The 24,097-nt window shown below is 27.7% G+C and carries 22 protein-coding genes; 5 read left to right on the top strand and 17 right to left on the bottom strand.

What is annotated here, in order from left to right; genetic code table 11:
• From HNP67_RS02085 to HNP67_RS02075, 3 genes are all read left to right on the top strand, one after another.
• Entirely contained in the window at nucleotides 1-2,472 is a 2,472-nt protein-coding gene (locus tag HNP67_RS02085; protein ID WP_184124496.1) for an ATP-dependent RNA helicase, read from the top strand.
• 128 nt (nucleotides 2,473-2,600) lie between these two features.
• Entirely contained in the window at nucleotides 2,601-3,116 is a 516-nt protein-coding gene (locus HNP67_RS02080; protein ID WP_184124494.1) for a hypothetical protein, read from the top strand.
• Entirely contained in the window at nucleotides 3,109-3,891 is a 783-nt protein-coding gene (locus HNP67_RS02075; protein ID WP_214646521.1) for a phosphodiester glycosidase family protein, read from the top strand. Before HNP67_RS02080 ends, HNP67_RS02075 begins: the two co-directional genes overlap by 8 nt.
• On the opposite strand, the gene HNP67_RS02070 is transcribed toward HNP67_RS02075, so the two are convergent.
• Entirely contained in the window at nucleotides 3,884-4,429 is a 546-nt protein-coding gene (locus HNP67_RS02070) for a hypothetical protein (RefSeq protein WP_184124492.1), read from the bottom strand. The genes HNP67_RS02075 and HNP67_RS02070 overlap by 8 nt on opposite strands.
• An 80-nt stretch (nucleotides 4,430-4,509) precedes the next feature.
• Here HNP67_RS02070 and HNP67_RS02065 point away from each other — a divergent pair, with 80 nt between their 5' ends.
• A complete protein-coding gene (locus HNP67_RS02065) occupies nucleotides 4,510-4,881 on the top strand; it encodes a hypothetical protein (RefSeq protein ID WP_184124490.1) in 372 nt (123 codons plus the stop codon).
• 141 nt (nucleotides 4,882-5,022) lie between these two features.
• Here HNP67_RS02065 and miaA read toward each other — a convergent pair whose 3' ends face one another.
• The 8 genes from miaA to panF are packed head-to-tail and all read right to left on the bottom strand — an operon-like array spanning nucleotide 5,023 to nucleotide 12,212.
• Nucleotides 5,023-5,943 carry a tRNA (adenosine(37)-N6)-dimethylallyltransferase MiaA gene (gene miaA, locus HNP67_RS02060; RefSeq protein ID WP_184124488.1) on the bottom strand — a complete coding sequence of 307 codons (921 nt, stop codon included), beginning with the start codon at nucleotides 5,941-5,943 and terminating at the stop codon, nucleotides 5,023-5,025.
• The gene (locus HNP67_RS02055) at nucleotides 5,930-6,130 is read right to left on the bottom strand and encodes a DNA-directed RNA polymerase subunit omega (protein ID WP_184124486.1); all 201 of its coding nucleotides are present in this window, start codon (nucleotides 6,128-6,130) and stop codon (nucleotides 5,930-5,932) included. The genes miaA and HNP67_RS02055 overlap by 14 nt, the downstream gene beginning before the upstream one ends.
• A gap of 35 nt (nucleotides 6,131-6,165) precedes the next feature.
• Nucleotides 6,166-6,708, bottom strand: coding sequence for a (d)CMP kinase (gene cmk, locus HNP67_RS02050; protein ID WP_184124484.1), 543 nt, complete (start codon nucleotides 6,706-6,708; stop codon nucleotides 6,166-6,168).
• Nucleotides 6,705-7,571 carry a YicC/YloC family endoribonuclease gene (locus tag HNP67_RS02045; protein WP_184124482.1) on the bottom strand — a complete coding sequence of 289 codons (867 nt, stop codon included), beginning with the start codon at nucleotides 7,569-7,571 and terminating at the stop codon, nucleotides 6,705-6,707. The genes cmk and HNP67_RS02045 overlap by 4 nt, the downstream gene beginning before the upstream one ends.
• A gap of 10 nt (nucleotides 7,572-7,581) precedes the next feature.
• Nucleotides 7,582-8,988: a UDP-N-acetylmuramate--L-alanine ligase gene (gene murC / locus HNP67_RS02040; RefSeq protein ID WP_184124480.1), complete on the bottom strand. Its 1,407-nt coding sequence runs from the start codon at nucleotides 8,986-8,988 to the stop codon at nucleotides 7,582-7,584.
• Entirely contained in the window at nucleotides 8,978-9,925 is a 948-nt protein-coding gene (locus HNP67_RS02035; RefSeq protein WP_184124479.1) for a hypothetical protein, read from the bottom strand. The genes murC and HNP67_RS02035 overlap by 11 nt, the downstream gene beginning before the upstream one ends.
• The gene (locus tag HNP67_RS02030; RefSeq protein ID WP_184124477.1) at nucleotides 9,894-10,841 is read right to left on the bottom strand and encodes a pseudouridine synthase family protein; all 948 of its coding nucleotides are present in this window, start codon (nucleotides 10,839-10,841) and stop codon (nucleotides 9,894-9,896) included. The genes HNP67_RS02035 and HNP67_RS02030 overlap by 32 nt, the downstream gene beginning before the upstream one ends.
• Before the next feature lie 9 nt (nucleotides 10,842-10,850).
• The gene (gene panF / locus HNP67_RS02025; protein ID WP_184124553.1) at nucleotides 10,851-12,212 is read right to left on the bottom strand and encodes a sodium/pantothenate symporter; all 1,362 of its coding nucleotides are present in this window, start codon (nucleotides 12,210-12,212) and stop codon (nucleotides 10,851-10,853) included.
• Between the two features lie 299 nt (nucleotides 12,213-12,511).
• Here panF and coaBC point away from each other — a divergent pair, with 299 nt between their 5' ends.
• Nucleotides 12,512-13,711, top strand: a complete 1,200-nt coding sequence (coaBC, locus tag HNP67_RS02015) for a bifunctional phosphopantothenoylcysteine decarboxylase/phosphopantothenate--cysteine ligase CoaBC (protein ID WP_184124474.1) — start codon at nucleotides 12,512-12,514, stop codon at nucleotides 13,709-13,711.
• 3 nt (nucleotides 13,712-13,714) lie between these two features.
• On the opposite strand, the gene HNP67_RS02010 is transcribed toward coaBC, so the two are convergent.
• Genes HNP67_RS02010 through rpsO form a run of 8 tightly spaced genes read right to left on the bottom strand, consistent with a single transcriptional unit; the run spans nucleotide 13,715 to nucleotide 24,089 of the window.
• On the bottom strand, nucleotides 13,715-15,124 hold the full coding sequence (locus HNP67_RS02010; protein ID WP_184124473.1) for a HEAT repeat domain-containing protein: 1,410 nt from the start codon (nucleotides 15,122-15,124) through the stop codon (nucleotides 13,715-13,717).
• Nucleotides 15,121-16,641 (bottom strand): murein biosynthesis integral membrane protein MurJ, encoded by a 1,521-nt coding sequence (murJ, locus tag HNP67_RS02005; RefSeq protein ID WP_184124472.1) that lies wholly within the window; start codon nucleotides 16,639-16,641, stop codon nucleotides 15,121-15,123. The genes HNP67_RS02010 and murJ overlap by 4 nt, the downstream gene beginning before the upstream one ends.
• Nucleotides 16,634-17,761, bottom strand: coding sequence for a tRNA guanosine(34) transglycosylase Tgt (gene tgt, locus HNP67_RS02000; protein ID WP_184124471.1), 1,128 nt, complete (start codon nucleotides 17,759-17,761; stop codon nucleotides 16,634-16,636). The genes murJ and tgt overlap by 8 nt, the downstream gene beginning before the upstream one ends.
• A 31-nt stretch (nucleotides 17,762-17,792) precedes the next feature.
• Nucleotides 17,793-18,860, bottom strand: coding sequence for an LptF/LptG family permease (locus tag HNP67_RS01995; RefSeq protein ID WP_184124470.1), 1,068 nt, complete (start codon nucleotides 18,858-18,860; stop codon nucleotides 17,793-17,795).
• Nucleotides 18,857-20,146 (bottom strand): LptF/LptG family permease, encoded by a 1,290-nt coding sequence (locus HNP67_RS01990; RefSeq protein WP_184124469.1) that lies wholly within the window; start codon nucleotides 20,144-20,146, stop codon nucleotides 18,857-18,859. The genes HNP67_RS01995 and HNP67_RS01990 overlap by 4 nt, the downstream gene beginning before the upstream one ends.
• Nucleotides 20,121-21,632: a ligand-binding sensor domain-containing protein gene (locus HNP67_RS01985; protein WP_184124467.1), complete on the bottom strand. Its 1,512-nt coding sequence runs from the start codon at nucleotides 21,630-21,632 to the stop codon at nucleotides 20,121-20,123. Before HNP67_RS01985 ends, HNP67_RS01990 begins: the two co-directional genes overlap by 26 nt.
• A gap of 6 nt (nucleotides 21,633-21,638) precedes the next feature.
• The gene (pnp, locus tag HNP67_RS01980) at nucleotides 21,639-23,807 is read right to left on the bottom strand and encodes a polyribonucleotide nucleotidyltransferase (protein WP_184124465.1); all 2,169 of its coding nucleotides are present in this window, start codon (nucleotides 23,805-23,807) and stop codon (nucleotides 21,639-21,641) included.
• Nucleotides 23,808-23,822: 15 nt separating this feature from the next.
• Nucleotides 23,823-24,089 carry a 30S ribosomal protein S15 gene (gene rpsO / locus HNP67_RS01975; RefSeq protein ID WP_002557393.1) on the bottom strand — a complete coding sequence of 89 codons (267 nt, stop codon included), beginning with the start codon at nucleotides 24,087-24,089 and terminating at the stop codon, nucleotides 23,823-23,825.
• Between the last annotated feature and the right edge of the window lie 8 nt (nucleotides 24,090-24,097).

Genomic DNA, 24,097 nt, shown 5'->3' with positions numbered 1-24,097 from the left:
ATGAATGATTTAAAACTCCCAATTTATAAATATAAAGATGAATTAATCAAAGTACTAAAAACCCATAATGTTTTAATTGTTGAAAGTCCAACAGGTAGTGGAAAAACCACCCAACTACCAAGAATAATATATGAAGCAGGTTTTGCAAAATTAGGAAAAATTGGAGTAACTCAACCAAGAAGAATAGCCACAGTATCAATAGCTGAATATATTGCCAAGCATATTGGCGTAAATGTTGGAGAAGAAGTTGGCTATAAGATAAGATTTGAAGAAATTACAAGCCCAAAAACCAAAATCAAATTAATGACTGACGGAGTACTTCTGCAAGAGCTAAAAAAAGATACACTACTTTATGAATATGACGTAATCATAATAGACGAAGCACACGAAAGAAGTTTAAACATTGATTTTATATTGGGTCTTATTAAAGACATTTCAAGAAAAAGAGATGATTTTAAAATCATAATTTCATCTGCTACGATAAACACAAAAATATTTTCAAAATATTTTAATAATGCACCGGTTGTTAGTATCGAAACTATCACTTACCCAGTACAAATAATATACAATCCTCCTCTTTTAAATACATCAAAAGGAATGATATTAAAAATAAAAGAAATTGTCTTAAACGTAATAAAAGAAAAAAAAGCAGGGGATATTCTTATATTTTTATCTGGAGAGAAAGAAATAAAAGAAACTATTAAAGAATTACAAGAATTAAACTCAAAAAAAAATTTAATAATATTCCCTTTATATGGAAGAATGCCCAAAGAAGCTCAGGAGCAAATATTTATGGCTACTCCTAAAAATAAAAGAAAAATAATAGTGTCAACAAACATAGCAGAAACCTCAATCACAATTGAAAATATTAAAATAGTAATAGATAGTGGAAAAGTTAAAACAAACAAATTCCAAACAAAAACTCATATCTATTCACTCCAAGAAGTTCCAATTTCAAAATCATCAGCAACTCAAAGAGCTGGTCGAGCAGGAAGACTTTCAAAAGGAACTTGCTACAGACTTTATAAAAGAGAAGATTATCAATTAAGAGAAGATTATCAAAAAGAAGAAATATATAGCACAGACCTATCTGAAGTAGTACTGCGAATGGCAGATATTGGAATTAGAGATTTTACCCACTTTGACTTTATCTCAAAGCCGTCAACCCATTCGATTCAAACTGCAAGCAAAATATTAAAATCTCTGGATGCTATAAACAATAAAAACGAACTTACAGAAATTGGGAAATATATGATATTATTCCCATTAATACCAGCACATTCAAGGGCATTAGTCGAAGCAATGATAAATTATCCACAAGCGATCTATCAAACCACAATAGGTCTATCATTTTTATCCACAAGTGGAATTTTCCTACTACCCCAAAATGAAGAGATGGAAGCCAGACAAGCTCACTTAAAATATAAAAATCCAATGGGAGATTTAATTGGGTTTGTTAATATCTTTGAAGATTTTAAAAAAGCTCCAAATAAAGAAGCTTTCACAAAGGAAAATTATTTAGATCTACAAGGACTTGAAGAGATAGCAAATGTACAAATGCAACTTGAAAACATTGTTAGCAAATTAAATATACCAATAATACAAAAAGGTGTTTTTGACAACGAAGGATATTTAAAATCAATAATGAGAGGAATGAGGGATTATATTTGTTTTAAAACTTCAAAAAAGAAATATAAAACAATCAAAGCTCAAAACGTAATAATTCATCCAGGATCACTTATTAGCACCGATTCTGTGAAATATTTCGTTGCAGGGGAAATTATAGAAACTACAAAAATGTATGCAAGATCTATAGGCGTCTTAAAAAAAGAATGGATTGATGATATCATCCTTAATGAAGAGGGTAAACACAAAGACATATCTGGCAAAAAGCAACAAATAACAAATACTGGGCAAACAAAAATTATCAATGAAATCAAAATAGGAAAAAAAATTTTCAAAGCGGAATACAAAAATAACATTTGTGTAATAAAAATTAACCTAGAAGCACTAAAAGAAATGATTTTCAAAAACGAACTAAACAATCAAAATAATGAAGATTTTAAAAAAATTAAAATACAATTGATGCATAAAAATATAACCGTTTTTAACAATAAAAAATTTTTAGAAACTATAGAAATAGTCAAAAACATGGGAAAAGATTGGCATTGTATAAAAAAATATGAAACAAACAGTGTACACATTAATGAACCTGAAAAAATGAAAAATCTTTTAGAATGTACAATGCAATTTATAAGCTCTCCCTCTAAAAAAAATGCTCTTTTTTTATCATTGGAAACAGATTATTCTGGAAATTTTAGACTAAAACCCAAACAAAATTTCATAATGGCAATAGAAGAATCTATGGAAAGCATAAAAAGCCTTATAGAAAACAAAGAATACATACAAAAGTTACATTTTATAAAAAAATTAATAAATAAAGTTTATAAAAAATTAAATTACTTTTTTTAAAAACTAAACTCTTGAAAGCCTTGTTATAATAGAAAAGATAATAACAAATATTCTTCAAAGTTAGCAGCAATGCTGAGAATAATTTCGAATTATTTTCATTATTCTCAAAACAAAGTTTATAATAAATTATGGATTTGCTATCCTTTTTTTATGTTTTATTATTTTTAGTAATTTCTCCTTTTGAATTACAGAGCAATAATAAAGAAAATATAGAAAATTTAATAAAGCTACATATGCTTTATGATTTAACTAATAACCTGTCAAAAGAATTAGAAACAATAAATAAAATTAAAAATTTTGACCTAGAACAATACTATCTGCTAATTATAAAATACTATCTAAAAATAAAAAAATATAAAGAAGCTAATAATTTTTTTAAAAAAATAAACCAAAAAAAGATTAAAAATCAAAAAATAAAAAATGAAATCATTTCACTAAAACTAAGAATACATGGGGATAATATTAATGAAGAAGAAATTCAAAAAATTTTAAATAACGAAAAAAATATAGGTGTCAAAATAATTTATCAAATATTTAATCTTATAAAATTCAAAAATGAAAAATTAGCAACTAAAATTAAAAACCTCATACTAACAAACTACCCCAAAAGCATTTATTCTTATAAAATAAAAAGAAATGAATAAAAAAATATTAACGCTGCTGGTGTTGATTTTAAGCATTTCATCAGGACTAATGCTGTCCAAATCAATCACTAAAAAAGCCAAATACAAAATTATTAGAGATTATTTCATAAACAGTAATTATGTTCTAGTGAAAATTGAAAATAAAGATCTAAAATTCTCCATATCAAAACCTATTTACGACAAAAAGCTAAATACTTACTACTTTAAAGGTCAAACAACAAGCCATTTCTTAATTTCTAACAATGTTGACATTGCAATTAACACAAGTCCATATGAGGTAAAACAAAACATGTTTTTTCCAAAAGGACTATATATATATAATAAACAAATAATTTCAAAAAAAATAAATAACTACGGAGAAATCGTAATAAAACAAAATAAAATTATATTAAATCCCAAAGAATACGAAATAGAAACTTGCGATTATGGATTTAGTGGATTTTTTGTTTTAATCAAAAACGGAAAGTATAAAAAAAATTTCAAAGAAACAAAGCACCCAAGAACAATAATAGGAACTGACAAAAATAATAAGTACTTATTTCTTGCTACAATAGAAGGAAGGGGAGTCAATAACAGCAAAGGGGCTTCTCTTAATGAAGCTATTGATTTTGCATTAAGCTATGGCATGACTAACGCCATTAATCTAGATGGGGGAGGTTCAAGCACTCTTGTTGTAAAATCAAACAACTCTCCTTACAAATTAAATTTCACTGCAAACATCTTTGGAAAGGAAAGATCTGTCCCATTTCATTTAGGAATAAAACTTCCTAATTGAAAAATCTCCAACCGATATTAAATCCAAGCATAATCTCAGTTGTTAACCCAGAAAAATTTTTATTATTAGAAAATGGAGAAATAAAAAGCATAAACAAAGGTCTAATGTATAAACCCTCAAGATCGGGAATAAAAAGATCAGCAGCAAGCCCCATGCTTAAAAAAAAGAGATTAAAGTTTTTAGAGCTCAAATCAAAAGCGTATTTAAACCCAATCAGGGGGAAAAGCATTCTGACCTGATCTTTAAAAACCATCGGATATGTTCCATAAAGCCCAAGCGAGAAATATCTCCCATTATGAGTATCAACAAAAGCCTCTTTGTAAGACATTTCAAAAAGTGCATAATTTGCATCAAAAAATAAATTCAAATTAATCCCATGATCTGCTCTAGTAAAATTTGGAGCAAATTTAGTGGTGCCTGTTTTATCAGTATAATTAGTAAATTGATAAGAAAAACCTCCACCAAAAGAAAGTGGATAAGAAACAATTAACTTATTAGAAGAGATGAGAAATAAAATAAAAAAAAGATATTTCTTCATTAACAATCCTTAAAAATTCTAAAAAATACTATATTATTATAGTAACACACTAAAATAGTATATAAAAAATCAAGGAAATTATGAATACAAAAACATTATATTTAATATCCTTAATTCTTTTAGCTTGCAATAACAATAATAAAATTCCCCTCATTCAAAAATTAAATTTACCCAAAAGCAGCATTCTAGGCTTTAGCAATAAAATGGGCATAATAATAAAAGACTATGCTTTTCTTAGTAAAAGCACTAAGAAAAATAGCGAATTGGATTATGACTACGCAGTTCTACTCAGAAAAGATGAAGTCGTAAAAATTGAAAAAACACTAGAAAAAACAGAACGCTATGGAATTGAAGGAAATTGGATCCTAGTCAATTACAAGGGTATTAAAAGATACATCTTTAGCAAAGACATAAATATAGTCAACAACCTAATAATTGAACATTCTAAATAGCTCCACTACATAACCGGACAAAAGTCCGATCTATGTAATAAATTATTTATTTTTTTTCTTATGTCTATTTTTTCTTCTTTTTTTCTTCCTTTTATGGGTAGAAATCTTTTTTAATTTTCTTTTTCTTCCGCAAGGCACTCCTTAAATCTCCTTATCAACTTTAAAAATTAAATTCAAAATGTCATCTAAATCATCCTCTGGATGAAGCCATAAAACATCAGAAATTTTGGCAAAAAAGGTCATTTGCCTTTTTGCATATAAAAACGAATTTTTGTTTATTAAACTTATTATATCATTTAAACCATAACAAGGTCTACTTTTCCATAGCAAAAACTCATTATAGCCTATCCCTTTAAAAGCTGGGGTATTTTCATTGTAACCTTTACCGAACAAACCTTTAATCTCGGAAAGTAATCCGTTATTGAGCATTTCATTAATTCTTATTGATATTCTAGTTTTCAAATCTTCAAAAGATCTCTTAAGGCCTATAATCACAATATTCTTAAACTCGCTATTTTGGTTTTTTTGAAATTGGCTAATAGGAATTCCTGTTTGATAGTAAACCTCAAGCGATCTTTTAATGCGATAAATATCATTTTTATTTAACATATTAAATCTAATGGGATCTACATTTTTCAATTCTTTTAAGAGATAAGATTTACCTTTAAGATCTAAAAGATTGTTTACATAAATTCTTATTTTAGAAGTAACAAAAGGTGTTAAAGGAAATCCATCCTTTAAATGCTTAAAATAAAAAGCAGTACCTCCTACAAATATAGGAATTTTTTTTTTCTGTCTTATTTCTTTTACTATTTTTAAAGCTTGTTCGTAAAAAATTCCAATAGTATACTCCTTTTGAGGATCTAAAAAATCTACTAAATGGTGCTTTATATGTTTCATTAAATTTTTACTTGGCTTTGAAGAGGCTATATTAAACTCTTTATACACTTGAATAGAGTCAACATTAATAACTTCTGCTTTATTTTTTGGAAAATGAAACAAAATATTGCTTTTGCCCACAGCTGTAGGACCAAAAATAAAAACTATTCTATCTTCCTTCAATTGAATAGCTATATTTACCAGTCAAAACATCATTAAAAGCTTGTCCTAATATTTTATCATCAAAAGTAGCATGTTCTGCTAAAGAAATATTGTCTATGATTTGCTCTGTGCGCATTATAGTTGCAACAACAAGTTCATAAAAATTTCCATCAAAATCTTGTATTTTTTTTAAAGGCACTTTAGTCATTTAATCTCCTTATAAAATAACCATATCAAATAAATTTAGCTTATTTTTTTCAAGTTTCTTTTATCAATTTCATCTCTAATTAATTCAAAAGCTTCATTTGGATTAATGTTTGTAACATCAATCACTAAATCGGTCTCTGAAAAATAATCATCAATATCTATATTGTATATAGCTAAATATCTTTTTTTATCATTTTCATCTCTACTAAAAGTACTGCTTAAAACATCAGAATACATGCCCCCTTCTCTAGTCATTATTCTTTCAGCTCTAACTTCCATTTTAGCATAAAGATATATTTTTAAATCAGCACTCTTAGAAATCCAAATAGCAAGACGAGAAGCAAGTACTGTATTATTTCTTTTAGAAAGCATAGACAATTTATTATCAAGATACCTATCCCAATAATAATCATCTCTTCCTATTATCTCTTTTTCATAAAACTCTGAAAAAGGGATATTATGTTCTCTTGCAATATCATGAAAAGTATAATTAATAAACTCAAGACCGTAATGTTTGGCAATCATGCCACTTACAGTAGTATTACCACAACCACTCTTACCAGAAAGTGCTATTTTCATTCAACATTCCTTATTTGCTCTTTTATTTTTTCTAAATTTAACTTCATATTTAAAATCAAATTCTTAATATCAAGATCAACCGCCTTATTACTCATAGTTGTTATTTCTCTGTGCATTTCTTGAGAAATAAATTCAAGAACTTTACCACATATCTCATATTCAAGATTTTTATAAAAAGCTTCTATATGAGAATCTAGACGCATAATCTCTTCGTTAATGTCCAAACGAATTGCCATTTTAGCTGCCTCTTCTGCAATACTTAAATCTCTAAATTCATCCATTAATTTAGAGATATTTTCTTTAATGCTTGCAAATAATCTGACATTTATATCACTGCAAGCATCTTTAACAATTTTAAGATCCCGCTCTATTAAAACAAGGGTTGAGACTATATCCGATTTAGTGTTTTCTCCTTCAAAACTTCTTCCACTATTGTAATGGAATAAGGTTTCCTCTAGAACACCTTTAAACAGCCCATAAATCTCTTCTTGATGCTCACTATCCTCGTCAATTATCAAAGCTCCCTTTAATGATAAAAAATCACCTAAACTTAGTTCGTTTTTAATATTAAGATTGGTATGCGCTAAAGAATCTCTAAGTCTAGAAATAGCCTCAATATAATTAGGATTAACTGTAAAATTCACACGAGGGACCAATTCTTTATATCCTACATTTAAAAAAACATTGCCTCTGCTAATATATTTTGAAATCAAATTTCTTATATCAAGATCATAGCCAGAAAAAATTTCTGGTAACCTAAATTTAAATTCTAAAAACTTTCCATTATAAGATTTTAAATTAACACTAAACATATAGTTACCAATTATCTTTTCCAAATAAAAAAATCCCGTCATACTTTTCACTATAACACCCTTACAGAAAATCGTGTAAAATAAAATTATTTCCAGCGCCCATTGTAATAAACAAATCTCCCGGCATTAATAAACTTTTTATAAAGTCAATAGAGTCTTTAGCATCTTTAAAAAAATAAGTATTTTTATTTATTCTTTTAATATTTGAAAACAATTTAACAGAAAGTTCATCTGGATTAAAATTTTCCCTATTTGAAAGATATATATTGTGCAAAATTAATATATCGGCAGCACTTAGAACTTCAACAAAATCTGCAAAAAATTCTTTTGTTCTTGTAAAGGTATGGGGCATAAAATCCAAAATTATACGTTTGTTCTTATAAAAATTTTTAATACCAAAAAGTGTATTTCTAATTTCCCTGGGATGGTGAGCATAATCGTCCATGTAAATCACTCCATTTTCCTCTTTAACAACTTCAACCCTTCTTTTTATACCACTATAATTTCTTGCAATTTTCTTTATTGCTTCTTCAAAATCAAAAATTGATTTTCCATTACTTTCTAAAAAAAGATTTAAAGCCATAAGAGCTGCTGAAAAATTTAATACATTATGAAATAAAACGGTCTTAAGCTCAACGTTTAACAAGCCTAAAAAAGAAAAACAAAAATACTCACTCTTAACTGCAATATTGCTTATTTTAAAATCAGATAAATCACTAGATCCATAGCTAAAAATATTTATATCTTTTCTGTTAATTTGCCTTTTAATTTTAAGCAAATTATTATCATCGGAATTAATTATTAATATTCCATTTTTCTTCAAATTATTAATATACTGTAAAAAAGCGTCTTCAAGCGCCTCATAACTTTTAAAAAAATCAACATGCTCATAGTCAATATTGGTTAAAATAAGCATATTAGGGCTAAAATTCAAAAAATGTTTTTTATACTCACAAGTCTCAACAATAAAAATATTACTAATACCTGCTATTGAAGAATTATCTTTAAAATCTTTAACACTTGATCCTACAATAACATTGGGATTTAATCCTAATTTGTTAAAAAGAACACCTAAAAACGCCGTAGTGGTAGTTTTACCATGAGAACCTGCAATTCCAATACTATAGTACTTTCTAGAAAGCTCACCAAGAACCTCAGGATAAGATAAAATAGGTATATTTAATTCTTTTGCCTCAAGTAAAACTTGCAAACCATCCTTATCATAGGCTGAAGAATATACTATTAAATCAAAAAATTTATCAAGTTCTTTTAATGAAAACTCATAAATATTCTCATAATAAGATATTTTATTCTTGCTTAAAATTTCATCAGTATGAAATTTATCAGAGACATCTACCCCTTCTACACAATACCCTTTTGAATTCAAAAAACAAGCCAAAGAACAAACCCCAGCACCCTTAATTCCTACAAAAAAAATATTATTCAAATTGTCAAAATCAACCTTCATAGCTCTCTTCTAAATAATCTTTTTTGTCATAAAATTTATGTATAACTATATCAATAGATAATATATTAATTATTGTATACTTAAGTACGTTTGTAATAATATAGGTTCTAAGCATTTCTGTATTATTAAGCAAGTTATTTCCAAGAGGGATATTTAAAAACAGCTTAAAAAGGTAATTGTTTCCATCTTTTTTGATTTTAAGATCATAAACAATATAATTTCTATCATACTCAGAAACACAATGTTCAATAATTTGCCTTACAGCCCTCTTAGAAATAGATAAAACCCCTTCTTCATAAAAATGGGGCCTTACAACAGATCGAATATAATTTTTCTTCCTAGCAAAAAACCATCCGCTTTTAAAAAAAACTTTAATTGAATTTAATAGCAAATTGGGTCTAATAGACGTTATTTCAAAAGCAGCTGCTGGTACAACATGCTCCCCCATTTGCCTTGAAATCCTTGCTTTTTCTATTTCCTGTCTGGTTGAAACATCTGTTATGTAAATAATCTTAAAAACATTTGGCAACAAAAGTCTTGAAATTATTTTGTCTATCATTTTAAGACTTGTTCCTAATATTAATATTTTATTAAATTCTTCTCTTGCAAGTACTTCAAGCATTTCTCTGCAATGATCATCATCTTCAAATACAGATCGCCTTACCGCTTTAAAAACATTGTCTTCAAACTTAGCAGAACTTCCAGCAATAATTTTCATGTTTTTAATTAACACACCATCATCAATGATTAAAGGTATTGAATATTTATCTGCTACCAAATGTGATCTAAAGCTCTTACCAGTTCCAGCAGATCCTACTAATGCATACACCTTCACTCTAACAAATTTATGTTTAATACTAGTTGCAAGATTTTTAACCTTGCCTAATATTTTTTTTAAAAAAAAATTACTTGAAAAATTCTGAAAATTCATAGACATCAAAAATATCTTTTACTTGCTTTAAAAATTCTAAACTAGGCTTAGAGTAAAATTCATTCTTTTTAAAGAATGTTCCATTAAATTTTACCAAAAAAGCATGTAAAAAGTAATTGCTTTTTTTAAATTTATCACAGTATTTCTTGTCATTAATTAAAGGATGCTTGTTAAAGGAACACTGAGACCTTATTTGATGAGTAAAACCTGTTTCAATAACAATCTCAGCAAGAGTAGCTCTTTTGGAAGATAATATTGGATTAACCTTTGTAATTGCATTAACAATCCCCTTATCCTCTAAAACAAAAGTTTTTCTCAACCTTTTATTTCTAAATAAATGATTTTTATAAACAACAGTTGACTTAACCTCCCCTAAAAGTATTGCAAAATATTTTTTAATTATAGATCCACCACTAAATGCCTCACTTAACTTTCTTGCAGTATTTATATTTTTTGCAAAAATAATAATACCAGAGGTATTCCTATCAAGCCTATGAACTGCCGAAGGTTTAAAGCTTAGAGATCTTAAATTTTGACTTAAAAGATAAGCATTCACTAAAAAATCAAGAGAATTTTTGCCTCCATGAACTAAAATGCCTCTTTGCTTATCTAAAACAAGTAAATCGCTGTCCTCATAAATTATTCTTTTTCGAATACATTCAAAATCAATATTGCTTTTAAAGCATTCATCCATGATTAAGTTCAAACTTTGGGCTAAAGATTTATATAAATAAATTTTATCACCCTTACAAACTCTGCATGAAAAATGTGATTTTAGGCCATTTAACCTAATATCACCCTTTCTAATATGTTTTATTATCTGAATCTTTGAAAAATTCAAAATTTTAATTAAAATTGAATCTAGTCGCTTGCCATTATCATTAGCAAGTACTTCTAAAAGAATATACTTATCCAAATGCAAAAAATATCCCTAACAAGCCTTAATATTTTTTTTACAAAAAAAATTAACTATTAAAAACGTAAATATAGAAACAAAAAATGATGGAAAAACGGGATGAAAAAACCAAATATTTAAACCAAAGAATAAAATGCACAAATAAAGTATTAAACCTAAAAACATAGAAGCAAAAGCCGCCATTTTACTTACAAAATTTAAATAAAGTCCAAAAACAATAATGGGAAAAAATGAAACTTCCAAAGCCCCAAAAGCAAAAATATTAACAAAGAATAAGAAATTAGGAGGAAAGAGAGAAAATATAAGTATTATTAAAATAAAAAAAATATTAGAAATCATTATTACCCTGCTAACCTTTATATCTTCTTTTAAATCTTTTTTATAAATAAATATTGACTTTATTAAAACAGATGTCATTAAGAGCAAATTTGAATCTACCGTAGACATTATTGCAGATAAAAGCCCCATAAAAAACATAAAACAATAAAAAGGACTTAAAACTTTTAAAGCTACATTTAAAACAACTTTATCATTTGGATTTAAATCCGGAAAAAGAATAACAGCAAAAAACCCTATCAAATGCATCAAAACAATTAAAAAGCTGATAATAAAGGTAGAAATGGGAAGAGATAATTTTATAGCATTCTCATCTTTAAATGCTATAAAATTATTAATAATCTGGGGCTGCCCTAATATTCCTATTCCTATCAATATCCAAAAAGAAATTATATATTGTGGCTTTAGGTCAACATTTGAAGGAAGTAAAAGGTTTTTATCTAAACTAGATGTTGCTGTTTTTAATAAATTATTAATACCCCCTCCCAAATCTAGCATCTTGGAAAACAAAATAACAGATGAAACTAGCATTAAAAATCCTTGAATCAAATCTGTATAAGCTACTGCCTTAAAGCCACCAAAAAATACATAAATAAAAACTAATAAGGCAAAAAACAAAAGACCAACTGCGTAATCAATACCCCAAAAAACTTCTATAAGCTTAGCACCACCTATTAATTGAGCAGAAATCAAAAACATTGAAAAAAAAATCAATACACATCCACTCATTAGCGCTAAAAAATCACTTTCATATCTATGCCTAATATAATCAATAATATTAATTGCATTAATTTTTTTTGATTCGCAATTTAATCTCTGACCAACAATAATAAAAACAATTAAAGTTGTGGGAATTTGTATAGTAGCTAATAATATAAAAGATAACCCATACTTATAAACAGCAGAAGGCCCAGAAATAAAACTACTAGCACTAATATAGCTAGACGAAAATAACAAAGCCATAACAATAAAATTAATATTTCGATTTGCAAGAAAGTATTTATTTAACAATAAAAATCTACCTCTATTTCTTTTTTTTATTTTTTTTTAAAAAAAATTATCGATAATGTATTAAGTTTTACTAATTACTAAAATAAAAAAACAAACCAAAAAAAAATTTATACCGGGAAATAAAATTCCTGACCCAAAAAACCACAAAGGAATATTAAATATAGTAGCTGATGTGTCAATAAAATAGGCAAAACAAAACCACAAGAAAAACATAAAAACATAAAATAATACAGCGTACAAAATCCTATTTCTCATTTAAAACAACCTTAACAAAGGGACATCAAAATTTATAAATTCAAATATAATGTATATTATATAATATAAATTATATGAATAAAAATAAACATATATTAATTGGTATATGTGGAGGCATAGCCGCTTACAAATCCGTATACATAGTTTCTAGTTTAGTTCAATTAGGATATGACGTTAAAGTTATAATGACACAGAATGCAACTAAATTTATTACTCCATTAACTTTAGAAGCCATTTCTAAGAACAAAATAATTACTAGTTTATGGAATTTAGATCATAACAAGGTTGAGCATATAAAAATTGCAAAATGGGCACATCTAATTCTTATTATTCCTGCTACCTACAACACAATATCTAAAATTGCATCAGGAATTGCTGATGATGCATTAACTACAATAATATCTGCAAGCACAGCTCCTACTTATTTTGCAATAGCAATGAATAGTGCAATGTATTCAAACCCTATTTTAAAAGAAAATATAAAAAAGCTTAAAGCCTATCATTATAAATTCATTGAGCCTGATAAAGGATTTCTGGCTTGCTCATCAAATGCTTTAGGGCGCCTTAAAAATGAAGACAAAATTATAAAAATAATATTGAATGAATTTAATCAAAAAGATTACTACCTTAAAAACAAAAAAATACTTATCACAGCATCCAGAACTGAAGAATTAATAGATCCAATTCGCTATTTTTCAAATACATCAACGGGAAAAATGGGGTTTTGCTTAGCACAAGAGGCTGTCAAACTAGGAGCCCAAGTTACAATTATTACAGGACCAACCAATGAAAATGAGCCTGAAGGTGTCAATATTATAAAAATAAAATCTGCAATGGAAATGTACAAAGAGGTTCTCAAGATATATAATAAATTTGAAATAATAATTGGGGCTGCAGCTGTTGCCGATTTTAAACCCAAACACATTTTAAGTAGTAAAATTAAAAAAAATAAAACCAATGAATTATATATAAAATTAGTAAAAAATCCTGACATAATCAAACACGTGGGACACAATAAGCTTAAAAACCAAATTGTTGTTGGATTTTGCGCTGAGGATTCTAAAAATTTAATTCAAAAAGCTAAAGAAAAATTGAAAAATAAAAATTTGGACTTTATCATTGCAAATGAACTTAAATATTTTGGGTCAAACTTAAACAAAGTTTATATAATAAATAAACAAAGCACAAAAGAACTGCCAGAAATGGAAAAATCAGAAGTAGCCAAAGAAATTTTAAAATTTTGTACTAATGCTAATATGCTAGCGGATTATTAATAATCAATAATCTTTTAAAAGCATTTTAATATATTGAGAGTTCGTTTCACTTTTAATTTTTTTAAGTTTATAAGAAAGCGATGAAGATTTATTATAAACAGCTCCTTTTAATGCAAAATGCTTTAAATCAACATTTTTACTGTCAATGATTTTAGAATAAAAATTATCAAAATTACCCTTTTTGCCAGCCAACATTGAAGCAATGCCTTTTAAAACATTTGAAGGTCTATTAACATTTTCTTTGTTAACAATTTTTAAAGCAATTGACAATGCTTTTAGGGAATTCTTATCTAAAAGGTAACTAAACATTGAAATTTTAAAATTATTATCAATCTTAAAATCAAACATAATGTTTTTCAACTCAATGTCCCCAAGATCCATATCAATTAAAGCCTTAGCAGAGGCCTCCCTAACTTTAAGAGATGGATCGCTTTTAAGCTTATAAATCAAAATATCTTTTGCTGAAGAGTCCTTATGTCCTTTGATTGCATTAATAGCTTTAAATCTAATATTATCATCAGAATCTCTTAAAAATCCTTGTAAAATCTCTTTAGACTTTAAAGAAGGATCTTTGGACAAAGAAGCAATAATAGCCAATTTAACATTTAAATTATTGTTATTACTCTGAAGATACAAATCAGCATTTGTAGTTACTTTATCTGGAGCAATATATGACAACGCTTCTATTGCAGCAGCCTTAATTGATGGACCCTCGTAATTATCTAACGAAATTTCATAAATTCTATCCTGATAATCAACAGCGATCATTTTTCCAAGAGCAATAAGTATTTCTCTTCTAGTACCATCATTTCCAGAATATTTTTCAAAAACTTCCATCATATTTTTAGAATACTCAAGAGAATTAAGCTCTCCTAAGTAATAAGCTGCAATAGATACCATATTACCCTCTTTATTTTCAAGAATGTCAATAAGAGTTTTTTTTAATTTCTCTTTATCATCAAACTCCTTAAGATAAGAAATTGCCAAGCCAAATAAAGCATTTGAATATCTCTTACTCTCATAATTTTCAAGAATATAATTTGCTGTATCAATGCCCCCTGAATACTTAAGAAAAATAAACAATTCAAGTATTTCCTTTTTAATCTCAGCATTAAAAGTTTTCTCGAGTCTTTTTTTAAGAGATAAATTATATTGACTATCGCTTGATTTTTTAAGAGCTTTTATAATGCTTGTAACTTGACTATCAAGTCCATAAAGAATTGTATCATTAACATACTTACCATCTAAACCAATATTAGAAAAATTCTCGCCCTTAGAAGAATTTTCTCTCTCAACAAGCTTATTTTCTGTAATCTCGGGCAACAAAGGGGGACTAGGAAGAGTTGGAGAGTTAACATTTTGAGCATATACATTAAAAATAAGTAAAAAAAATAAAAAATCAAAGTATTTCATAAAGCATTCCTTCTAATAACCCTAAAAAGCTTATTTATTCCTAAAATAGAATAACAAATAAACAAAATAAAAATACTAACAATTCCGGCTGTAATTAAACAATAAAGATTTTTAAAACTAAATCCCACATCCCACTGAAACTTTTCAAAAAAGAAATAAATAATATATAAAGGAAAAAGCGTAATAATTGCCTTTAAAAGAACAAATAAAATCTCAATTAAATCAATTTTAACTCCACTTTTTAAAATTATGAAATAAAAAACAATTACACAAATCATAAAAGAAATAGATTGAGCTAATGCTAAAGCATTCAAACCATAATAATTAATACCAAAAAAAGAAAGTGCAATATCAAGAATAGAAAATAAAACACTAAAATAAAATGGTGTTTTTGCATCACGAATAGAAAAATAATATTTTTGGAAAAAACCAAACATTGAATAAAAAAGTAAACCTAAAAGAAAACATTTCAAAACACCCGCCGTTTTTTGAGTATCATAAATCGAAAACTTACCCCCCATAAGAAATAAATTTAAAATATGATCAGACCAAATAAACATTAAAAAAGAGACTGGAATAAAAATTAACAATAAAATTTTAATTCCATCCACTAAAAGAGCATTTAATTTTATATCATTCCCCAAAACAGCATACTCTGCCATTTTAGGGAAAATTACTGTTGCAATAGAAATATAAAAAATTCCTACAGGAAGCTGATAGTAAACCACAGCATTACTAAGAATAGAAACACTTCCTATATCAAGAGTAGACGCCAATGCAAATGAAATCTGCTGAGTAACAATTGAAATGGAAAATCCAAAAATCATACAAAGCCATCTGGTTAAAAAATTTAAAAATACTTTTTCTTTAAAATAAAATGATGGCCTCCATACAAAACCAATCATAAGGCAATTTACAAACGGAATCAAAAATTGTAAAAATCCCCCAAAAATTACGCCAATAACAGCACTATATATTCCAAAACGACTATAAAATAAGAATATATTCAATATTATTCCAAAAGAAAGCATAATAGGCGAAACTGAAGGAATGAAAAAAATTTTATATGAATTTAGAATAGATACGAAAATTGATGCTAGACTTATTAGCAAGATATATAATACCAAATACCTAAATACAGAACTTGCAAAAATTAAGTTCTCCCCCCTATAATAAGATATAAAATATATAATAGGCTTTGCAAAAATAATCATAACTAAAACAATTAACCCAATGGAAATAACATTAAAAGTTATAACAGTTCTAAAAAAAGAAACAGCTTTTTCGTGCGATTTATTTTTTTCATGTGTAAATTCAGGTAAAAAAGCCGAAGTCATTGCACCCTCTGAAAGAATTTTGCGCAAATTATTAGGTATATTGAAAACATAGTTAAAAATATCAGCATCGAGATTTGCGCCAAAATAATAAGAGAAAATTTTTATCTTTACAAAGCCCATTATTCTTGAAAAAAAAGTGGAAATCATGACCAAAATTGTAGAAACAACATATTTATTCATCAAAATTTCCCTCTTCATACTTTTTTAAATATGCAGTTCTAAAGTTTAAAAAATTATCATTTAGAATTGCGGTTCTGATCTTTGAAATCAACCGAAACATATAGTGAATATTATGCTCACTTGCCAAAACTATTCCAAAAAGCTCTTTCGATTTTATCAAATGTCTTAAATATCCTCTTGAATACCTTGTACATAAAGTACAGTCGCAATTTTTCTCCACCTGGGAAGTATCATCCTTATACTCCTTTCTACCAATGCGCATCACCCCATTATCTGTTAAAAGAGACCCATGCCTAGCAATTCTTGCAGGATTAACGCAATCAAAAATATCAATGCCGTAATATATGGCATCAAGTATATACTGGGGAGTGCCAATACCCATTACATACCTTGGTTTTTCTTTTGGTATCAATAAAGAACTATATTCAAGAATTTCTAAATATTTCTCTCTTGGTTCTCCAACAGAAATGCCTCCGATGGCAATACCTGGACTATCTAATTCCAATATATCATTGATGCTTCTTTTCCTTAAATCTTTAAAAAAATTTCCCTGAGTTATTAAAAATAAAAGTCCATTATATCCCTCTTTTCTGTTTTTATAAGATTTTAATGTGCTGCGAGCCCAATTGGTTGTGATATTTGTATATAAATTGGCTTCATTATAATCAATCCCATAAGAACTGCAAATATCAAGTGGCATAATAATATCACTGCCAAAAACTTCTTGCATAGCAAATACTCCCTCAGGAGTAAAATAATGATAAGACCCATCTAGATGGGATTTAAAATGTACACCTTTTAGATCAATTTTTCTCAAACCAGAAAGAGAAAACACCTGAAATCCACCCGAATCGGTTAAAAAATTTTTATTCCAAGTTGTAAAATTATGAAGACCGCCATATTTTTCAATAGTTTTAATCCCTGGCCTTAAATATAAATGATAAGTATTTGCAAGCATCAAATTGCATTTTAACTTCTCAAGAATAGCATGCTTTAATCCTTTCATTGCCCCTAAAGTACCAACCGGCATAAAACAAGGAGTATCTACTCTGCCATGAGGAAGATTGAGAAATCCAACCCTTGCATTAGAATATTTGTCACTTTTGATTACACTAAACATATAAATATCCCAAATAATTATTTTATATATATTATTTCCTAACAATCCTATAAACAAAAAAATTGATAATCAAAAAAAATATAGTTGTAAAAGAGCTTGCTACATATATATGCAAATAACCAAGATCCGCTAAAAAATTAAAAATTACAATAGAAATGACATATACAACAGCAAAAGCAATGCTATTTAATAGACTGAGTATAAAAATATTTTTTTTAAGGGCAAGGGCAATAAACCCAACAGTAAAGCTAAGAAGAATTAATCTAAATGAAAAAAACACCCTATTTAACAAATCAAACAATGCATCATAATAATTTAAACGTTCGGTTTTGAGAAAACTTATCCAATTAATAAGTTTAGTAAAATTTAATGCCTTTGATGAGAGCATCATGGTTCTTATGTAATCAGGCGCCAGCTTAATAATTCCTGTCCCATCAAGAACATCGTAGGCATTCTCTTTAATTTTTCTACCAACCTTAACAAACTCTCTAATACCATAAAGCTTCCATTTATTATCTTTCCATTCAGCTTTATTTATATCATACCTTGTTTGAAACTCATCTTTACTATCCTTAATTATAATCATCAAGTTAACAAAAGTATTCTCATCAATATCATAAGACTTAATATTATAAATTTCTCTAGCAAGATCTCTTATTATTATAGTTTTATCGCCAGATCCACTATTGCCAATGCTATTTTTAATAAGAATATCTCTTCTTGCTACAGTATCTATTACTAAATAATTATCAAAAAAGAAAAGAACAACTGAAATAAATATACTAATTAAAATGATTGGTCTTAATATCCTGGTAAGTGGAACTCCACAACTAAAAAGACCTATTATTTCATTTCTCATAGAGAGATTGCCAATAAGATTCGAAATAGCAAAAAGAAAAGATAAAGCCACACCATCTGAGAACGCCTTTGGCAAATATAAATAATAAATATAAAGAATATCTTTAAGACCAATATTCTTTTCAAGATAATTAAGAAGATTGACAAATAAATCACCAAGCATAATTAAAATCATGAAAAGTAAGTTCATGGAAAAAAAAGTAAGAATGATACTTTTTACAAAAAGCTTATCTATTTTCATTTTTTTAACAATCTCAAAAAGAGTATTGCTCCTGCAACAACTAAAATTAAATTGGGCAAAATAGTAACAATAATAGGATTTGGTGCATACTGCACAGTATAAACTTTTCCACCAATAAACATTACCCAATAAAAAACACAAACAATAATTGAAATTACAAGCTCGAGAATAATAGAATATTTCCTATTAGAATACATTCCCATTGAAAAAGCCAAAAAAATGAAAAATAAAACTGAAAGCGGCAAACTAATTTTTTGGAAAAATTCAAGATTAAAAAGAGCCAAATTTTGCTTCATGCTTCTATCTTGATAGGGTTTAAAATTTAAATTTAAATTATACATATAGTTTAAATTTTCAAAAAAATAAGATTCATCTACATAATAGTTTTGATTGTATAAATAATTTAAATAAAGATTTGAAAAATTTAAACTTAAAAAGTCTCCTTCTAGATTATTTTTTATATTTGAATCTGCAATTAAATTATTTTGCTTTTTAATTAATTTTATAACATCCCTCATGCTCATTTGAGAAGGAGTTACATAATTTAATAAAAAACTATCGCTAAATGTAACCTGATCGATTGAATATTTCATCTTATCTGCATAAAAATAATCATAAAATCCACTCTCACTGTCCGTTAAAGCAATAGATAAAACATCATTTAAAATAAAATATACTTGAAAATTTTCTTTTCTAATATCAAGATTTTTTGCCATAAATATTCTATCAAAACCCTTAAGCCCAGTGTTATCAAAAAAAGTTACATTCTTATATCCATTTTCCGATTTTTCACCAGAAACAAAAATCAAATCTCCATACTGTTTGCTTGAATAAGGCTTTAATATCAAATGGGGGACTTCTTCTTTTATTTCATTAAAAATTTTTAACCTACCAATAGATCCAAGTGGAAGTAAAATATCATTGGATATAAAAGATACAAAAACAATAACTACTCCCAATTTAAAAAATGGGACAAGTAAATCAAAAATTGATATGCCAATTGAACGAAAAGCTAAAATTTCATTGTGAAGCTTGAATTTATGAATAGTAAGAATTACTGAAATCAAAGAAGCAAAAGGGGGAGAAAGCGCAATCACCATAGGAAGAGAATATATAACAAAAATAAAAGCCTTAAAAAAGGGAACATAATTTTGAAGAAGTATTCTCATAAAGAATAAAATTTGATTTATAAAAAATACGAAAAAGAAAAATAAAAACGTAATTAAAAAATATTTAAAAAATTCAGTAATTATGTAAGACTCATAACTGTTTTTTAATATTTTCATTTACAAAAACCAAACCGTTATTAAGAGTACCCAATATGACATAATTTTCAAATTTAGAAACTTTTATTAAATTCAAATTAAGAAGTCCATTATTGGGTCCAAAATAATCCCAATTGTCATTTTCAGAATCATAAATCAATAACCCATGATCAAAGGTTGCAAACAATAACTTTTCACCTTTAATCTCCATATCCATAAAATAATTAACATCAATATTATTGGCAATAACGTGCTTTTTATAGCTATTTTTATTTAAATTTAATTCAAAAAGACCCCCACCATATGTTCCAACAAAATAACTATCTTTATATTCTTTTATAAAATTAATATTTTTTTCATTATCATTCTTGCTAAAAAAATCCAAATGTTTGACCTTTTTCAGGTTATCGACATTAATACTATAAATGGCCTTGTCAACTGTTCCAACTAATAATAAATTTTTTAAACTATCAAAGTACAGTGAAGAAATTTTATTAGATCCAAGCGGTATATTTTTCCAATTTTTTAAATCATAAAACCATAACCCAGAATTTAGAGTACCAACAAATATTCCATTTTTAACACCAAGCAAAACTTGCACATTGCTAAAATCAGCATTATCGGGAACATTTATTTGCTTTAAATCTCCATCAATATCATCTATATAATAAATAACATTTTTACCGCCAATATAAATTGCTCCATTATAATCCGCAAAACCCCTAATGCCATTTAAAAAAATGCTTTTTTTATCCTTAAGATAGACTCTACAATCATTTTTTTTAATATTATATCTTAAAAGCCCTCCCAATATATTAGTTACAAATATATTGTCATTAAAGACAAATGTATCAAAAACGCTATTGTCAAGAAATCCTAAAGACTCTAAGTTTAAATGACTTACTCCAAGTTTATTACTTAAAAAATCATAAATCTCTTTATCATAACCTGATATAGAAAATTCATTAATCTCTTTAAATGCAGAAATTGCATCCGATTTTTCTTTAGCAAGATATTTTAATTCAGCTGATCTTAAACTGGCATGAGAATATTTATAGTCTTTTAAAAATAGATCAAAATTATATTCGGAAAGATCATAAAAACCATTCTCATAATTTACATATCCAAAAAACAAATTCGCCTTAGCTAGCAATTCTCTGCTATGCTGATTCTCATTAGCCGCTATTTTATTCAAATAATAATTTGTCAAGCCAATATTTTTTTTAGCATAACTTTCTCTGGCTTTTTTAAAATAAAAATTATTTTCCTTTAAAAAAGCATCACTAAGAAAAAAAGATTCATTGTCTTTTAATCCTATCAAATAGTCTCTTTTAAATTTACTCTCAAGATCGTCGTTATTATTATCAATAATGGCTGTTTCTTTTTTTTTCTCTAAAATGCCTCTAATATGAGAATCTTGAATAGATCTATTTGTAGTAAGGCAAGAAAAAAATAAGACAAAACATAGAAAATAACCTTTAAATAAATTATTAAAAACAAATTTCATATTATTTTAATAATCTTTATCTCTAACAATTTCAAGATCAATTTTCCCAAATTTGTCTATATCAATTATTCTAACTTTAATTCGCTGACCTTCTTCTAATTTTGGAGGTCGGACTAACGCTGCATTACCCCTTATATTATCTGCACCACCACCAAATCTAGAATATCTATTACCACTCCCAAATCTTCCAGAACCATACTTACTATCTCTGGGTTTCAAACGAGTACTTAAAAATCCTTCCTTTGAAGGAGTAAGTTCAATAAAAGCCCCAAAGCTATTAATCTTTTTAACCGTTCCTTCATAAATTTCGCCTATCTTTGGTTCTCTTACAATACTCTCTATTTTTTCTTTAGCCTTTTGCATCTTAAAATCATCATCCCCAAAAAGAATGATTTTTCCATTCTGCTCAATTTGAACCTTAACTTCAAATTCATCTGTTATAGCCTTAACAGTTTTTCCAGTAGATCCTATCACAAGAGATATCTTGTCAATGTCAATTTGAAGTTGAACAATTTTGGGAGCATACTTAGATATACCAACTCTTGAATTAGAAATTACAGTATTCATAATAGACAATATGTGCATTCTGCCTATTCTTGCCTGCTCAAGAGCATCTCTCATTAAATCTTTAGTAACATTTTCAATCTTAATATCCATTTGAAATCCAGTAATTCCATTTTTTGTACCAGCCACTTTAAAGTCCATATCACCTAAATGATCCTCTTCTCCAAGAATATCACTTAAAACTACATATTTATCCCCTTCGCTAACAAGCCCCATAGCTATTCCTGCAACTTGCCCTTTAACAGGAACCCCTGCTGACATTAAAGACATGCTCCCAGCACAAACAGTAGCCATTGAAGAAGATCCGTTAGATTCCAAAATCTCAGAAACTACCCTAATAGTATAAGGAAAATCATTTTTTTCAGGAACCATTGATTCTAAAGCTCTTTGAGCTAAATGACCATGGCCAATCTCACGCCTGCCAGTCATAAGTCTACCAGTCTCGCCAACTGAAAATGGTGGAAAATTATAATGGAGCATAAAATTAAGACGCTTATCACCATCAATATCATCCATTATTTGCTCATCAATGCTTGTGCCAAGAGTAGTTACCGCTAAAGCCTGCGTCTCTCCTCTTGTAAAAAGTGCAGATCCATGAGTTCTACTTAAAATATCAACTTCTGAAATAATATCTCTTATCTCATTAGGAGTTCTGCCGTCTGTTCTAATATTATCGTTAAGAATAGAATTTCTAACAATCTCCTTCTCAAAATCATCAAAGGCTTTATGAAAAAGAGATTCATTACTATCAGTCAATTTTTCAAGAGAAGAAAAATGCTCATAAGATTTATTTCGCAGCAAAGTTATAGCTTTATCTCTATTAAGCTTTCCCTTAACAAAACAAGCTTCTTTAAGCTCAGCATAAATAAAATCCCTAAGCTCCTCTTTAAATTCAAATATTTTTTCTTCAAAAGCTAAAGGAAGTTTTTCCTTTTCCCCTACAATATCTAAAAATTCTTTTTGAGCATTGCAAATTTGTTTAATATATTCATGCGCACTGTCTATTGCTAAGAGCAAAATATCCTCACTAACCTCATTAGCACCACCTTCTACCATAGTAATTCCATTTAAACTTCCGGCAACAACAATATCAAGGTCAGAATCATGAATCTCTTCAAACGAAGGATTTACTATAAACTTACCATTCAAATAAACCATTCTAACAGCTGCAATTGGACCGTTAAACGGGATATCTGACAAAAAAACTGCTGTAAAAGCAGCATTCATTCCAACAATATCCGGAGGATTGAGCTGATCTGTAGCTAAAGTCGTAGGAATTACTTGAATTTCTCGACCAAATCTTTTGTCAAAAAGAGGCCTCATTGGCCTATCTATTAGCCTGGAAACAAGTATTTCTTTATCCTTTGGCTTTCCCTCTCTTTTGATAAATCCTCCCGGAATTTTACCAGCTGCATAATATTTCTCATTATATTCAACAGAAAGCGGGACAAAATCTAAATCTTCTCTTACATTACTTGAACAACAAACAGTTGCAAGAACCGAAGATCCCCCATAAGTTGCAAGAACCGATCCATTAGCCTGCTTAGCCATCAATCCAGTCTCAAACACTAACTCGTCTCTGCCTATTTTCAACTTTAATATTTTCTTCAAAATTCAACCTCTTTTTTACTTTCTAAGACCAAGTTTAGATATTAACATCCTATAAGCTTCTAAATCTTTTTTCTGGTAATATCGCAATAAACTTCGCCTTTGCCCTACCAACTTTAACAAGCCTCTTTTTGAACTGTGATCTTTTTTATTTATCTTTAAATGTTCAGTTAAATACTTTATTCTACCTGTAATAAGTGCGATCTGAACTCCAACAGAACCAGTATCGCTTTCATTTTTTCCAAATTCAGAAACTATTTTTTGCTTTTGCTTTTTATCTATCATAAAGCAAC

The sequence above is a fragment of the Borreliella californiensis genome, from assembly GCF_014205885.1.
Taxonomy (GTDB): domain Bacteria; phylum Spirochaetota; class Spirochaetia; order Borreliales; family Borreliaceae; genus Borreliella; species Borreliella californiensis.
The sequence above is the reverse complement of the archived record's forward strand: the minus strand, read 5'-3'. Positions and strand labels throughout refer to the sequence as shown.